Here is a 15,040-nt window from a genome sequence, read left to right as displayed (position 1 = left end):
CTTACACGCGTCCTAACCCACGGTAGGTCCAACCCGCCGCTCGCCATTTTTCGGCGTCCAGGACGTTGCGCCCGTCAAGAATTCGGGCAGACTCCACACGACTCAGCAAGGCATATGGATCCATAGTCCTATACTTTTCCCATTCGGTCAGAAGAAGCAAAGCGTCAGCCCTTGAAATAGCATCATGCATGTCTGGCTCAAACTGCAGCTCAGGGAACCGCTTCGCCGCATTCTCCAGCGCCTTAGGGTCCGTTACGGTAACGACCGCTCCCTGAAGCTGAAGCTGGGCAGCGATACTGAGTGCTGGCGAATCCCGGACATCGTCGCTGTCAGGCTTGAAGGCCGCACCGAGGACTGTGATCCGCTTGCCGAGCAATGTGCCCCCACAAAGCTCACGGGTAAGTTCTACTACTCTCGTTCGGCGGCGCATGTTTATCGCGTCCACTTCCCGTAGGAAGGTCAGAGCTTGATCTGCCCCCAACTCACCAGCGCGTGCCATGAACGCCCGGATGTCTTTGGGAAGACATCCGCCTCCAAACCCGATTCCTGCGTGAAGGAACTTTCTCCCGATGCGGTCATCCATTCCGATCGCGTCGGCCAGTTGGGTGACGTCCGCTCCGGAGGCCTCGCATACTTCTGCCATTGCGTTTATGAAGGAGATCTTTGTGGCCAGAAAGGAGTTGGCCGCAGCCTTGACGAGTTCTGCGGTCGGGTGATCCGTGACCAGTCGCGGCGCGCCGGCGGCCAAAGGCGCTTCATAGACCTCATCGAGAATTGCAACGGCCGGGTGGTCCTCGGACCCGTTGGAGACACCGAAAACGAGCCGATCAGGGTGCAATGTGTCAGAGACTGCGTGCCCCTCGCGGAGGAACTCAGGATTCCAAACCACTTCTGCAGCCGGTTCGCTGCTCTTCACAAGTTGAGCCAAACGAGCAGCCGTGCCTACGGGGACTGTAGATTTCCCGACGACGAGGTCACCGGGCGCAAGGTGAGGCAACAGTGCAGTCGCCGCCGCGTCAACATACGTCATGTCGGCGCCGTTCTCACCCTTCTTTTGCGGTGTTCCTACACAAATGAAGTGAACGAGGCTCCCTGCCGCTGCCGATATATCGGTTGTGAAAGCTAGCCGGCCCGTAGCTTGAACCTCTTGAAGCAGTTCGACCAGCCCAGGCTCGAAAAATGGTGCCCGTGCCGACGAGAGTTCGGAGATCTTAACTTCGTCCACATCGATGCCAACGACGTCATGTCCGAGTTTTGCCATGCATGCAGCATGGACGGCACCGAGATATCCACAACCGATCACAGAAATGCGCATAATAGATTTCCTTCCCCCAGAGGGACTTTGTCCGATAGGAGCGCTAGTAGGCGCCTGTACTGTGAAACACAGCCCGGACAGTTCGGAGAATGATAATTAGGTCGCCCGCCAACGACCAATTTTCTACGTAGTAGAGGTCCAATCGGACTGAGTCCTGCCACGAAAGGTTTGAACGGCCGCTTACTTGCCACAACCCCGTCAAACCTGGCTTGACTAGGAGTCTTCGGCGCACGTCGTGTTCGTAAGCCTCAACCTCACTAGGTAGAGGGGGCCTGGGACCCACGAGGCTCATGGAACCGGCGATAACGTTGAACAGTTGCGGTAGCTCGTCCAAGCTGTACTTGCGGAGGAAGTGACCCACTCTAGTAACCCTCGGGTCGTCCCTCATCTTGAAAAGAACTCCGCTACCTTCATTCCGGGCGGTCAGGTCAGCGAGTTTTTGTTCGGCGTCGACCACCATTGAGCGAAACTTCAGCATCCGGAACTGGGAGCCCTCGATCCCCACTCGAACCTGCCTGAACAGGATTGGGCCGTGACTATCAGCCAGGACTAGAACCGCAATGAAAATCATCAACGGGGCAGTCAAAGCAACTAGAGTGGCAGACGCCGCAACGTCAAAAAGCCGCTTCGCCACTCGCTGGCCGCCTTCTAAACTTGGCGTGGTGACGTGGATGAGCGGAAGCCCTGCCACCTGTTGTGTGTGGATGCGAGGTCCTGCAATATCAGTCAACGCCGGCGCCATTATGAGGGCAATATTTCGCGAGGCGAGCTCCCAGCCAAGGTGGCGCAACGTTTGTGGGTGTAATTGGACGCCAGCCGAAACGGCGACCGCATCCGCGCCACACGCTTCAATGGCGCTGATTATTGAAGGAGCGTCGGGTCTGTACCCTAAAACGGGCAAGCCTGACTCCGGTTCGGTTGTGAGGCCCTCATGTGCGCTGGGAACGTAGGCTGCGATAGGAAGATAGCCGGCGTGCTTTACTCTCTCAAGTGAGGCTGCAAGATGCGCGACAGCGCTAGGTCCTCCTAGGAGCAATAGTCGGGACATGCTGTCCCCACGTCGCCGATTAATGTTGAGATGCTGCCTGATGAGCCAACGGCCCATCAGGAGCCCAAGCAGGCCAACGGGCAACGCAACTCCGACGTAGCCCCTTGCAGTGTCGACCCGAAGTACATAAGACACGATGGCGACGAGTCCGAACAACCACAGCGATGCAGCTGCGACGCGCTTATATTCATCCGGTCCCGCTCCGAGAATTCGGCTCTGTCTACTGTTCCAGGCGCCGAGCATGATCCACCAGACCGCAGCCAAAGCGATGGAGAGCCAGGCATAGGTAAACTCCTGACCTGCCACCATAAAGTCCGGCTCGATACCGAACCGGATTATGAAAGCTCCGACCACGGCCCAAACGACGACAAATGCGTCCACAAAGCCCAGTAGGCGGGAAGATTGTTTGCGCCAATCAGTGCCCGCTGGCATCAAGATCCCCCACTTCACGAATAACAGTTGTCAACTAAATCCTGCGCGCCTAGCTTCGCAGCGTTGCCAGATTCTCTCGATACCACTCGACTGTTGATCGAATACCATCTTCAATTCCGATGGACGCGGACCAGCCAGCCGCTCTGAGCTTGGACACGTCAAGAAGCTTGCGGGGCGTGCCGTCGGGCTTCGTAGCATCCCATGCAATTTGACCTCGATAACCGACCGCGCTTGCTATCACTGACGCCAATTCCTTGATGGTTACGTCGGTGCCAGTTCCTACGTTGACCTGGGAAGGGCCATCATAATTTTCTAACAAGTGGAGACATGCGGATGCCATGTCATCAACATGCAGGAATTCTCGTTTTGGAGAGCCCGTCCCCCAATTCGTTACGGACTCAACACCAGAACGGGCGGCCTCGTCGAAACGGCGGATCAGCGCTGGGAGGACATGTGAACCCTCGGGCGAGAAGTTGTCCCCTGGACCGTACAGGTTCGTGGGCATAGCAGAAATCCATGGAAGTCCGTACTGTCGACGAACAGCCTGGATTTGCGTGATGCCAGCGATCTTGGCGATGGCATATGCATCGTTTGTCGGTTCGAGGTGGCCGGTGAGCAGCGAATCCTCACGGATTGGTTGTTCCGCAAATTTCGGATAAATGCAGGACGAACCTAGGAACAGCAGCCGTTCGACGCCGTGCTCCCGGGCGGCGTCAAGAACGTTCACCTGAATGCGAAGGTTGTCGCTTAGAAAATCAACGGGATACGTATTGTTCGCAAGAATGCCGCCCACCTTAGCCGCGGCCAACACAACGTAGCGTGGTTTGTTTGTGGCAAAGAAGGAGAAAACGTCCGTACGATTTTTCAGATCTAGTTCTTCGGATGTGCGTCCCAAAAGATTGCTGAAACCGGCTCCCTGAAGGTTGCGCCATATGGCCGAACCAACAAGACCTCGGTGGCCGGCAACATAGAATGTGGCACTTCGATCAAGTGGCCCGGGGGCGAAATCCACCGCGGTCATTAGTTCTTCCAGCTGTCGAGCTGAACGGTGTCGATCCAGTGGTTGCCGGCGTGCTTCAAGGCTTCGATGTCGGCGTCGACCATGATTCGCGCAAGTTCGGGCGTATGAACAGATGCCTTCCAGCCCAGCTTCTCTTGGGCCTTAGACGCGTCGCCGACAAGAGCATCGACCTCAGTTGGCCGGAGGTATCGTTCGTCGAAGCGAACGTGGTTTTCCCAGTTCAGTCCAGCATGTTCGAACGAAATCTGGAGGAAATCACGTACGGTGTAGTTGCCACCAGTTGCCAGAACAAAGTCTTCAGGCTCGTCGGCCTGGAGCATTCGCCACATACCCTCTACATACTCCGCCGCGTAGCCCCAGTCACGAACGGCATCCAAATTGCCCATATACAAGAGCTCCTGCTTGCCCGCTTTGATCGCCGCGACTGCTCGCGTGATCTTGCGGGTCACGAAGGTCTCGCCACGGCGCGGTGACTCGTGGTTGAACAAGATGCCGTTAACGGCGAACATGCCGTACGCCTCACGGTAATTCTTGGTGATCCAGTAGCTGTAGACCTTGGCCGCTCCGTACGGTGAGCGCGGATAAAATGGAGTCTCTTCATTCTGCGGCGGCGGCGTGGCGCCGAACATTTCGGAGGAAGACGCCTGGTAAAACTTTGTCTCAATGCCCGACATACGCACAGCTTCCAACAAGCGAATGGTTCCGACACCCGTCGTGTCGCCAGTATGTTCCGGTTCGTCAAAGGAGACTCGAACGTGCGACTGCGCCGCAAGGTTATAGACCTCGTCAGGCTTGATTTCTGCGAGCAACGTCACGAGGCGGGCCCCGTCGCTCAGATCTCCGTAATGAAGGAAAAGCTTGGCTTTGGGATCGTGAGGGTCTACGTACAAGTGGTCCACACGGGCCGTATTGAATGTAGAAGCCCTGCGAATTAGACCGTGTACCTCGTAGCCTTTGCGCAGTAGCAGTTCCGCCAAGTAGGAACCATCTTGTCCGGTGATACCGGTGATTAAAGCGCGCTTAGTCATAGTGCCCCCATAGTGCAAGATTTCTGGAATGAATCCTTGGTTAGCTCGCGTCATCCAGCCTCAGCTGCGCGAAACTGCCAAGTGTGTCAGGAACTCATCATACTTCGTCAGTGCCGCTGCCTCAGACAATGTTTCATGCCTGAAACGAAGCCCATTGCGGCCAAGTGTCTTGGCCGCAACTGGGTCCATGCCGAGGGATTCCACCACCTCGAGCAGGCCCTGAGGATCACCTGCATCCACGCGCAGCCCCCCTCCGGAAGCTGCAATTTCCGAGGCCGTCACGCTGCCTGCGTCGGTCGCCGCGACAACCGGAATTCCCGAGTTGAAATACGATGTCAATTTGCTTGGTACAGCCATCTCCTTTACACCCGCCAACTCGTTTACGAGCAACACGTCAGCTGATGCCAAGGCCAACTGGAATTCTTGGTCCGGCAGCGGATCCAGGAACTGGATCCGCTCTACGCCAGCAGCTAGTTCTTCTAATCGGCTCCTTTGATTACCGTCTCCCATAAGAACGACGCGGACACGGCTTCCCTTCGTCTGGGCCAACCGCGCAGTCTCGACAGCGTTTTCGAGGCCCTGCTTTTTCCCCATATTGCCCGCGTGGAGCAGTACAATATCATCCGCGCTCCAGCCAAGTCGTTCCCGCAGTTCAGTAGAGGCAACCGCTTCTTTTTGCGAAAGGTGCGTCCAGTTTCGAATCACCGCGATGTTCCTAGGCAAGACTTTCAAATGCGTGCTCATGTGCTGTTTGAATCGGTCATGTATGGCCACCACGCCATGCGCTGAACGAAAAATTCCCGACTCTAAGTAGGACATAGCCCCAGCCAGATGACTGCTTCCGCTGCCGGTTTCGGCCACGCCCCGACCGTAGATGTCCTGAACCCATAACGCTATGGCCGGCCTTCGTAGACCTAAGCGGGCTCGCAATATTGCAACACCGGAGGAGAACAACGCGGGACTGACGGTCAACACGACGTCCGGCCTGTTCCAACGCGCGAACAGCAGTCTGGCGCCAAAACTAAACTCCATAAGCAAGCGCTGAAGGGCGTTAGGCCTCCGAGGCACATGGTGCCTCAACCGCGTCACTCCGACCTTGTTGATGGTTTCGTGCGTCGTCCACTGTTCGTACCCCTCGGCGATTTTCCATTCCGGATAATGGGGAACCCCCGTAACAACGTGCACTTCGTGGCCCGCTGCAGCAAGACCCTCAGCCAGGCTGGATGTGTAAGGGGCGTTGCCGGTGGGCTCGGGTGCGTAGTTGATACCCACAATGGTTATGCGCAATCTCGCTTGGTTCACAGATGCAACAATAGTGGTTGCCAGCATCAATCTCGTTCTATTGGGGGACACCTTGAACGCTCCGGTCGGAGACCAGCCAAATGTCGTTCCGGTCATTGACCTGTCGAAGGCACCCGGCGAGCGGGGCGCATGGGATCGGCCATCTGCAGTTGTCTACCTTTGGGCGGCCGTCGAGCTTGTTCTAGTGTCAAATCCCCTGCAAATTAGCTCTTCTTTAAGGGTGGCGGCCTTGCGGGTGTTCGGCGCAAAGATCGGACGGGGCGTGATCTTCCGGCCTCGTACTCGTGTCAAGTTCCCTTGGAAACTTGAGGTTGGCGATAGGTCTTGGATCGGCGAGGGTGTCTGGATACACAACCAAGATCACGTGACCATAGGCGCGGACGTCGTTCTGTCGCAGGACGTTTTTGTTACGACCGGGAGTCATGCTCACCGACGAGACATGGCTCTCATCACGAAGCCTGTTTCGATCCGCGACGGTGCTTGGGTGACTTCGCGCGCTATCGTTCTTGGGGGAACTACAATCGGCAGGTCATCCTTGGTCACTCCTGCGAGCGTGGTTTCCGGAACGGTTCCAGACAATGTTCTCGTTCGAGGAAATCCCGCCGTCGAGATCGGCCAGCGACATCCTAGGACAGGTCTAGCGTGAGAATTACACATGTTGTCGCCTACGTTTCAAAGGATGGCGCCTTCGGGGGACCCACAGCTGTTGCCGTAGCGCAATTGGAGGATCTGGCCGCACAAGGTGCAAATGTCCGGCTTGTGGCGGGGTCTGACGGTCGATCCGACCTCAGGACAAGTGTGCCCCGCCGGTTCTATCCGGTACTAAAGTTTGGCGGGGGGTTTCGAGCAATTTTCTCCCCCGGGCTGTATCGGCACATGATGGGGTCGTGGCACCAAGACGATATATTGCACATACATTTAGGCCGAGATTTTGTAACAATGGGAGTTGCGATGATCGCCAGGCTACGAAGGATTCCTTTCGTAGTTCAGACGCACGGAATGATAATGCCCAGACATTCGGTGACCTTTAGGGTATTCGATTTTCTAACCACCATACCTGTGCTATGCGCCGCTCGAAGAGTTTATGTGCTCACGAACCGCGAGAAAGACGCCATAGAGGAGATTTCAGGTGGCCGCGCAAATATCGAAATGCTTCCAAACGGCATCCCACAGAGTGTTCTCGGTGAGGGCGCACACCGAGAAGCCAACCTTGTTGTGTTCCTGGCAAGACTGCATCCACGCAAGCGCGTGCTGACATTCGTCAAAATGTGTGACATCTTGCGCCAGAGAGGTATCGACTTTAGGGCGGAGATCTTTGGTCCTGACGAAGGTGATCTGGCGCCCATGCTTGCCTCTATTGGTGAGAAAAGACTTGAGCAGTTGGTGTCCTATTCTGGGCCGGTAGAGCAGGGCGCAGGAATCGACGTCCTTTCTCGTGCAGCCGTCTACGTACTTCCGAGTGTTGGCGAGGTGTATCCGATGACCGTCCTGGAGGCGTTGACGTCGCGCACCGCCGTAGTAACTACTCGTGATTCGGGGCTGGCCAAGCTGCTCACAGAGTTGGATGCAGCACTTGTAACCGACGGAAGCCCGGAACAGCTAGCGAATGCTGTGGAGCTGGTTCTCGAAGACGAATCCAGGCGAGCGGACCTAATAAGGAACGGCTTTGCTGCCGTCAAGAATAATTTCAGCATCCGAGCGATCACCAGCAAGCTTTCTGAAGAATACAAGATCGCCGCTTCCTATAAATAGCTGTTGTCACTATTATCATTCGCGTTTGAAAAAGGGGAAAAATGAAGTCATTGATAACCGGTGTGGCGGGATTTATTGGCTCGAAGCTTGCGTCAAAGCTGCTAGAAGCTGGCCATGAAGTCATAGGGCTTGATAGCTTCAGCGACTACTACGACGAGCGTCTGAAAAGGCAAAACCTTGCTAATATTTCTGACTCTGACAAGTTCTCCTTTGTCTCCGGCGACCTGTTGAATGTCGACCTCAATGAACTGCTCCGGGACGTGGAATACATTTTCCACCAAGCCGGACAGCCTGGTGTTCGCAAGTCCTGGGGCGATGAGTTCCGGATTTACTCTGAGGCGAACATTCTTGCAACGCAACGGCTTCTTGAGGCAGCGAAGGCCTCAGGTGATCTAAAGAGATTTGTCTATGCTTCGTCGTCATCAATTTATGGAGATGCCGAAACTTTTCCCACTCTTGAATCTGCCTTGCCAAACCCAATTAGCCCCTATGGCGTTTCAAAGTTGGCAGCTGAGCATCTGGTTACACTTTACGGGAGAAACTTCGATGTTCCCACAACGTCGCTTCGGTACTTTACGGTATATGGACCGGGGCAGCGTCCTGATATGGCATTTACACGGTTTTTGACCGCCGCGCTTGCCGGCTCAGAAATTCGTGTGTTCGGTGATGGGAATCAAGTTCGCGATTTCACTTTTGTTGACGACATCGTGTCCGCAAATATCGCAGCCGCTTCGGCTGATTCTCAGTATGGCGCAATCTACAACGTCGCCGGAGGTAGCAGTGTCACGGTAAATGAGGTGCTCGGAACGATAGAGCGAATCCACGGGAATTCACTCAATGTTGTTCACCTGCCGGTCATAGCCGGTGATGTGTTTAGAACTGGGGGATCGACCGAATTGGCCGGCCAGGACCTGGGGTGGAAGAGCACCACAGATTTGGAAACAGGTCTCCGTCTTCAATATGAATGGGCCAAACTGAACCACGAAATTTTGACCGAGGCTACGGCGAAATAGGACCAACCGTCCGGAAAGGTCCTTAAATGCCGAGATATACGGTGGTGATGCCTGCGAAGAACTGTGCCCCAACAGTGGAGGTTGCCCTTCGGTCCGTTCTGCGAGGGTTACCTTCGGACGCAGAGGTCGTGGTGTGGGATGATGGGAGCACGGATGAGACGTCGGAGATCGTTCAAAGTGTAAGCGACTCACGAATCAAGCTCATGCAGTCAGATGAGAGCATCGGTGGGGGCTTAGCAAGACAGAAGGTCTTGGCTACCACTGACAGTGAGTTCGTTGTCAATATGGACGCCGACGATGTGAGCCTACCTTGGCGCTTCAGACTCCAGCTTGCTGAGATGGACAATTCAGACTTCTGTTTCGCAGCAACCCTAAGGTTCGGAGCCGGAAAGTTTGCGCGGCCAACACTTCCTCTCGGATATTCCGATGTGGAAACGCGGGCCTCGCTAGCCTTTCACAATGGACTGAGTCATCCGACGATGGTGGCGAGACGAGCGACGCTCGATCGCGTCGGTGGTTACAGTTCCTCGCCAGTGGCCCAAGACTACGAGCTATGGCTTCGTGCTGCCTCCCAGAAGGCAAGGTTTCGGCGGATCGGCGCGCCTTGCCTCGCATATCGGATAAGTCCCAACCAAGTTTCCAACCAGGCAAACTACATTCAACGAATTCTGGCGCGGCCGGAGATCTTCCAATCTTATTTGGCCCTCGTGGAGAGTCTACTTCCGGGCAACCCTCAGTCTATTCGTGAGGCTCGTGGCATAGCCGAACAACTCGATACGGTTAAAGCCAATTTGCCGCGCTTAATCAGCCTTTTTGGAAGTCGCCTTAGACCCTACTACAGGCAGATCCTGCGGAACGAGCCGACGGGTCCCTTTGCGCTGCTACGGGCTCACGGGGGGAGTTGATTTTGCGCCAATCACTTGTTTCTGCTTGGAGAGGCGTCGACCTCGATCAGCAGCTAATGAAGACGATCAATCCATCGGGATTCAAAGTAAATCCGAAGGTATTGGCACTTCTTGCTAACCCCTCCTTGCAGTTTACGTTTGTCATGCGAATAGCTCGGGGCGGCGGTCTAATAGGGAAGTTCGCGCGAAGCGTTCTCTTGAGTAGTTTCTCTAGTGATGTTACTCCCGGACCACTTTTTTCTCACGGCATCTATGCTCCGCATCCTATCGGTATTGTTATCGGCCAAGGAGCTGTTTTTGAGGGTGTGATTAGCATCTACCAAGGTGTGACCATTGGTTCAGATAAGCGGGGGGCCTATCCCACGCTAGGCCCAGGTTGCAAGCTCTTTCCACACTGCATTGTTGTCGGCGGAATTATCGTCGGCGCCGGATGTACTATCGGCGCCGGGGTTTTCGTGGACCGCTGCGTTGAATCGGGCGGCGTTGTCCGAAGAGCTAACTACTAGCGTGAACTTCGATTTCGCCAGATGACAGGTCTGATCCGTTCACTGTGGTCGCTTATGGAGCGACTCGTGCCCCGAGCCTCATCCTCACTGTTGATGCTATTGCTTGCCTGGCGCACTTCTCCTGAGATCGTCGGACTCTACGTTTGGGGCGTTCTCGCTTATACCTTTGTTGGTTCGCTGACGGATGCCACTATGCGCCAACTGGTAGTGTCCGCCTTGCGCTCGGATAAGGGTGTCGAACTGATCCGTGCGTACCGCCGGTTGGTTGTCGTTCTAGGACCACTAGTCCTTCTGCTCTTTTTTCTTGTCCTGTGGCTGGTGTCTGGTCCGGATCATAAGAGTGCGGTATTGACTCTCCTGCCGCTCGCGTTGGGACCGGCCTTCATGGCTGTGAACATATTCAACATTGGAAGGCTGCAAGGGCAACATGAATGGCGTGCCTTGGCGACCGGGCAATTGGTGGCATCCTTAGCCGCCATGACAGTCGGGGTACCCCTTGTCCTGCTTCTTACAAACCCTTCCGGCGCAGCCATTGGCACGGTCTTAGGGGAGCTTGTAATGATGCTGTGGTGCTGGAACGCGACCCGTCGACTAGAACCGTATACGCCAGTGAAGATAAGATCCCGTAGGCTGTTGAGAGAATACCGATCGATGGCCGCCTATTCGGGATTGGCGTGGGGCCAGGGGCAGACGGACCGCGTGTTCGTGGGGGCTGTGGCCGGCGGCCACACACTCGGCGTACTTTCCCTCGGTATCTCCCTCGCGAGAGCTTTGGGCGATGCAGTCGCTGCGTCGAGTGCGAACTTGCTTCGAGCTGAGCTTGCCTCCGCCGACACCGCTGAGAGGGCCGCGGTTGGGCGTGCCGTATTGCGTCGAGGAATGTTCTTGGCCGCCGCAACCGCCTTCTTGACTGCGGCAGTCGCGAAATGGATCCTGTCGCCGATACTAGGCGAAGAATGGTCGCCGGCTCTTGAGATCGTGCCGATTCTATCCTTATGCGTGATTCCCTCCGTCTTGTCCTGGAGCGCCGCAATTTATCACGTGGATGCTGCGACAGGGAAGAAAGCGCTCATTGGGCCGATTGCGAGCATATTCATTGCTCTGCCGGTCGCAACGTTGTCTTTTTGGTCGTTGCCCGCGCTTGCCGTCGGCGTCGTGCTAAGGGAATTCACGCTGGTGACCGTGGCCTATTTTGCACTTGGACCGACCGCTCCCTGGCGATCACTCGGCCAAGCTGTATTGCTGACTTCGGGCCTCTTCGTAGTTGTTTTAGTCGTGAGCGTCGCCGGGTAGAAAATGTTAGCAATTCCTTGTGGTTATTTGGTGTTTGCCAAGAGCGGGCCCAAGCGTTTTCCGTCTCGCTGCGTGAGTCGGAAAGGGCTTTTTGTAGGATTAGAGTTCAGCGCGGAGAATGATGAGTCTGGTGACTAGAGAAACCGTTCTAATGCCAATTTTTGCCCTTGCCTTGACGGGGATCGGGGGTGCATTTTTGGCCGTTTACATCGGCAAGAGATTGGGTCGCTTCCTAAACTTTCGATCACTCTTGATTTTGAACTACATCCTGGTCAGTAATGTTTCCGGTATCGTCCACCTTATGGAACCTGGCGGGGCATCGCGTGGATACTTCGACGTGCTATCGGCGAGAAGCAGTGACGTCGTGGAATCGGCGACCATCAGTTCCTTATTGGGTTTGGCCGCGGTTTGTGTAGGTTGCATGAGCGGTATTACAACAGTCTCGTCCCTCGTTCCGCAGTCGAGACCGGGCGAATGGCTGCTCTCGAGCGAGAGAAAGTCGTTGTGGCTTCTCGTAGCTGTGCTCTTGCCTTTGTCAGTTTTTTCCATAATCCAGATACAACAGTACGTTCAAAGTCTGGACGCCAGTCGCATAATCCAAGTCGCTGATGGATACGCCCGATACAGCTTTATGTCGGGATGGTTTGTATGGGCGGCGACGTTCACAGCTATTTGCCTTGTATCGGGAAGGCTTGGCACAAACCGGCTCTTTGTTCTATGTGTTTCGTCCGGCGCTTTGATCGCCATCGTCGCGTCCCTTGCTTGGAGCGGGGGCAGGTCCGTGATTGTTGTCATGACGTTCCCATTGGCCTTGGTACTGCTACCGAAGCTGCGCGGGGTGCGTTGGCTTGCGATTCCAGCTGCAACTGCGGCCGCGGCATCCTACATAATTGCCGTAACTGAGACACGTACGGTGGGTGCTGCCTCCCAACTGTGGACGTGGCTAGATTGGGAATGGGGGCGCTTTTCGATGCTTGGATTTGCAGATCAGTATGCCGAGGAGCACGGCTTCCTTTGGGGAGAAACGTTTGTGGCGGGGGTTACGAACATTCTTTTCGGGAGCTTGAGGCTCATAGGAATCGGTATTTCCAACCCTCCTTTGCGATCTTCCATGAATATTACGGGGGAAGAGCTTTTAAATTCGTCGACGGCCATATATATTGTCCCTGGGCTCGGCGCCGAACTTTTTATGAGCTTTGGTGTTCTTGGAGTTGTTCTAGGCTTTTACTTGCTGGGCCGATTGGTTTCCTTTGTTGACCGAAAGTATATTGAAACTAGTGGTGCCATACCGCGGATTCTTTGGGCGTACATCGGAACCCTGTTAGTGTTCCGAACGATTGCAGCCGATTCCGGCTCAATATATAGTTATGTATTATACACTGGCTTTCCGCTACTAATCATTGCGGTGTTCTCCTCTCGAATAAGATCTCGTGAATCAATACCACGGATAGTCTAAGTCTCAATATTTAGTTGTTAGCCTGCGGTATGGGATGTTTGCCGATTTCCCGCATATAGTCACGCTAATCGAAGAGGTTGAATGTGGGTAACTTAAAACAAGAGCGCCCTGAGAAGGTCGTCTTTTTCTATGAAAATGCCGGGGACGGAAACGATGCTGTAGCGGTAGCGATCAGGGAACTGTGTTCGGGGCTAGTGGCCGCAGGAGTTGATGCTGAGACGGCTTTTCCCACGTCGAGACGCCGAAACTCCGCTTCTGCCAAGGTCAAGCTTCTTTTCCAAGTGATTTATCTGCTTCGCGCTGCTCAGGTTCTCTTCCGGCGCAGTCGTCGCCAGCGGGTGGTGATCACGCTGGATGTCCCAACGGGGCTGCGATCTCTTGCGAACCTGGCTTCGTCCACGGGAATTTTCAGAATTACTCACGTCTCGTGGGTAATGGATCTCTATCGATTCACGGACGACGGCGACGCTTCTCATGCTGGACTGATTACGCGCCTTCAGAAAATGCTGGATCAAGTGGGCCTTGCGCATTCCCCGCATACTGTAGTGCTTGGCCAGTGTATGCGCGATTTCCTGAAGTCACTCGGAGGCGTAGAACCCGCAGTAATACCTATCTGGCAGGACCCCGAAAAGTTTCCCAAGATCCTAGACACTGATCTTGTGGCTCTTCGCCGGAGACTGTCGCTTGAAGGGAAGTTTGTTGTTCTGTACAGCGGATCTGCACGGACGATGCATCCTCTGCAAGGACTGGTTGATGCTGCGAGACTTCTAAGGGATGCAACGGATATCGTATTCTTGATAGTCGGCCGTGGAAGTGAAATTGATGGCGTTAGGCGACACGTCAAGGACCTCGGGCTCGAGAATACTCGGGTGATGGACTTTCGCCCTGCTGATGAGGTGCCTTTATTTGCAGCTTTAGCTGATCTCCACGTGGTCTCGCTGTCCCCAGATGCAACGGGCACCTGTGTCCCTTCGAAAGCGTATTCGGCAATGGCGGCTGAACGTCCTCTGTTGTATCTGGGATCTGATGACGCACAGGTGGCGCTCGACGTAATTGAAAGTCAGAGCGGTGTTGTGGTGCAACCCAACGATTCTGCCGCGATCGCTAAGTTCGTCGTTGGTTTAGCCAAGAACCCTCAAACAGGCAAGCTCATGGGGGCGAAGGCCCGGGCGTATTTTTTGCAGAACCGGGCGCTACAAAATGGAGTACTGTCTTGGCGGAACCTGATTCAAAGTCTCTAAATGTGCGGTTGCATAGGCTTGTGTTGACCGCTTCGGACGGGGTCCTAGCCTTTTCCGCTAGTATTTGCGCGTTTCGGGTGCGGGAATGCTGGCAGAAGCCCAGGGCAGCGACCCCCTAAACGAGCCGCAATCGCGGTTGACGTCGGTTGCACGAGCTGCCGGTGGTAGGAAGTCCGCTCGACTCCTTGGCTCTCGAGAGGGTGGAACCTTATCAGCGGTCATGGGGAATTGCCCGTCTACGGCCCAGATGATTGCCCGGCAATATCCGTGGTGGGCATGCCGGCATCGGTCAGCACGACCGCGTCGGCCAGGTTGGTCTGAAACTGCTGGATGTTGGGTCGATGGTGCCCACCAGGGATGCCGCCCCGTTACCAACACACGTCGCTGGTACGTCCTGCAGTCCCGGTCATAGCCCATCACCGGGTCGCCGGCGGCAGCATGAATCGGCGTACTCGCCGTGCTGCAGCTTCAGCGTCACCGCGCCCCGGGAACAGCCCGGGCACACACCTCGCCGTCCGAGCTGCCGGCGATGTCGTTCCAAACCACGCCGGCCGCGTCGGCAGCCTCCAGCACCGTCGTGATACTTTTCCGCGACGTTCCCGGCGATGCCGCGATCGCCGCCCGGACAGGCCCTCGGCGCGCAACTGCAACACGAGCTCCGCTCTGAACTTCCGCGCCGTTGACGATTACTCCTTCCGCGGTGCGCCCTATACATACGACGGAAGGAG

12 protein-coding genes are annotated in these 15,040 nt (G+C 55.5%); 7 read left to right on the top strand and 5 right to left on the bottom strand.

Annotated features, from left to right (window positions below; genetic code table 11):
• Position 1: 1 nt before the first annotated feature.
• Genes ACFRAH_RS12845 through ACFRAH_RS12825 form a run of 5 tightly spaced genes read right to left on the bottom strand, consistent with a single transcriptional unit; the run spans position 2 to position 6,173 of the window.
• Positions 2-1,315 carry a UDP-glucose dehydrogenase family protein gene (locus ACFRAH_RS12845; RefSeq protein WP_377991264.1) on the bottom strand — a complete coding sequence of 438 codons (1,314 nt, stop codon included), beginning with the start codon at positions 1,313-1,315 and terminating at the stop codon, positions 2-4.
• 43 nt (positions 1,316-1,358) lie between these two features.
• Entirely contained in the window at positions 1,359-2,795 is a 1,437-nt protein-coding gene (locus tag ACFRAH_RS12840; protein WP_377991337.1) for a sugar transferase, read from the bottom strand.
• A gap of 49 nt (positions 2,796-2,844) precedes the next feature.
• A complete protein-coding gene (locus ACFRAH_RS12835) occupies positions 2,845-3,816 on the bottom strand; it encodes a GDP-L-fucose synthase family protein (RefSeq protein WP_377991263.1) in 972 nt (323 codons plus the stop codon).
• Entirely contained in the window at positions 3,816-4,844 is a 1,029-nt protein-coding gene (gene gmd / locus ACFRAH_RS12830) for a GDP-mannose 4,6-dehydratase (RefSeq protein WP_377991262.1), read from the bottom strand. Before gmd ends, ACFRAH_RS12835 begins: the two co-directional genes overlap by 1 nt.
• A gap of 60 nt (positions 4,845-4,904) precedes the next feature.
• Entirely contained in the window at positions 4,905-6,173 is a 1,269-nt protein-coding gene (locus tag ACFRAH_RS12825; protein WP_377991261.1) for a glycosyltransferase, read from the bottom strand.
• A gap of 615 nt (positions 6,174-6,788) precedes the next feature.
• On the opposite strand from ACFRAH_RS12825, the gene ACFRAH_RS12820 reads away from it, so the two are divergent.
• From ACFRAH_RS12820 to ACFRAH_RS12790, 7 genes are all read left to right on the top strand, one after another.
• Positions 6,789-7,898, top strand: a complete 1,110-nt coding sequence (locus ACFRAH_RS12820) for a glycosyltransferase (RefSeq protein WP_377991260.1) — start codon at positions 6,789-6,791, stop codon at positions 7,896-7,898.
• Between the two features lie 41 nt (positions 7,899-7,939).
• Positions 7,940-8,911: an NAD-dependent epimerase/dehydratase family protein gene (locus ACFRAH_RS12815; RefSeq protein ID WP_377991259.1), complete on the top strand. Its 972-nt coding sequence runs from the start codon at positions 7,940-7,942 to the stop codon at positions 8,909-8,911.
• A gap of 26 nt (positions 8,912-8,937) precedes the next feature.
• The gene (locus tag ACFRAH_RS12810; RefSeq protein WP_377991258.1) at positions 8,938-9,816 is read left to right on the top strand and encodes a glycosyltransferase family 2 protein; all 879 of its coding nucleotides are present in this window, start codon (positions 8,938-8,940) and stop codon (positions 9,814-9,816) included.
• A gap of 56 nt (positions 9,817-9,872) precedes the next feature.
• The gene (locus ACFRAH_RS12805) at positions 9,873-10,322 is read left to right on the top strand and encodes a hypothetical protein (RefSeq protein WP_377991257.1); all 450 of its coding nucleotides are present in this window, start codon (positions 9,873-9,875) and stop codon (positions 10,320-10,322) included.
• A gap of 21 nt (positions 10,323-10,343) precedes the next feature.
• Positions 10,344-11,615 carry a lipopolysaccharide biosynthesis protein gene (locus ACFRAH_RS12800; RefSeq protein ID WP_377991256.1) on the top strand — a complete coding sequence of 424 codons (1,272 nt, stop codon included), beginning with the start codon at positions 10,344-10,346 and terminating at the stop codon, positions 11,613-11,615.
• Positions 11,616-11,745: 130 nt separating this feature from the next.
• On the top strand, positions 11,746-13,071 hold the full coding sequence (locus ACFRAH_RS12795) for a hypothetical protein (protein WP_377991255.1): 1,326 nt from the start codon (positions 11,746-11,748) through the stop codon (positions 13,069-13,071).
• A gap of 83 nt (positions 13,072-13,154) precedes the next feature.
• The gene (locus ACFRAH_RS12790; RefSeq protein ID WP_377991254.1) at positions 13,155-14,312 is read left to right on the top strand and encodes a glycosyltransferase family 4 protein; all 1,158 of its coding nucleotides are present in this window, start codon (positions 13,155-13,157) and stop codon (positions 14,310-14,312) included.
• Positions 14,313-15,040: the final 728 nt, after the last annotated feature.

The organism is Arthrobacter sp. NPDC056727 (assembly GCF_042790555.1).
GTDB lineage: Bacteria > Actinomycetota > Actinomycetes > Actinomycetales > Micrococcaceae > Arthrobacter.
The sequence above is the reverse complement of the archived record's forward strand: the minus strand, read 5'-3'. Positions and strand labels throughout refer to the sequence as shown.

Bases quoted from the DNA above. Each gene is read 5' to 3' on its own strand.
- ACFRAH_RS12800 (WP_377991256.1), top strand. From the start codon at position 10,344: ATGACAGGTCTGATCCGTTCACTGTGGTCGCTTATGGAGCGACTCGTG.
- ACFRAH_RS12810 (WP_377991258.1), top strand. From the start codon at position 8,938: ATGCCGAGATATACGGTGGTGATGCCTGCGAAGAACTGTGCCCCAACA.
- ACFRAH_RS12825 (WP_377991261.1), bottom strand. From the start codon at position 6,173: ATGCTGGCAACCACTATTGTTGCATCTGTGAACCAAGCGAGATTGCGC.
- ACFRAH_RS12815 (WP_377991259.1), top strand. From the start codon at position 7,940: ATGAAGTCATTGATAACCGGTGTGGCGGGATTTATTGGCTCGAAGCTT.
- ACFRAH_RS12840 (WP_377991337.1), bottom strand. From the start codon at position 2,795: ATGCCAGCGGGCACTGATTGGCGCAAACAATCTTCCCGCCTACTGGGC.
- ACFRAH_RS12835 (WP_377991263.1), bottom strand. From the start codon at position 3,816: ATGACCGCGGTGGATTTCGCCCCCGGGCCACTTGATCGAAGTGCCACA.
- ACFRAH_RS12805 (WP_377991257.1), top strand. From the start codon at position 9,873: ATGAAGACGATCAATCCATCGGGATTCAAAGTAAATCCGAAGGTATTG.
- gmd (WP_377991262.1), bottom strand. From the start codon at position 4,844: ATGACTAAGCGCGCTTTAATCACCGGTATCACCGGACAAGATGGTTCC.
- ACFRAH_RS12845 (WP_377991264.1), bottom strand. From the start codon at position 1,315: ATGCGCATTTCTGTGATCGGTTGTGGATATCTCGGTGCCGTCCATGCT.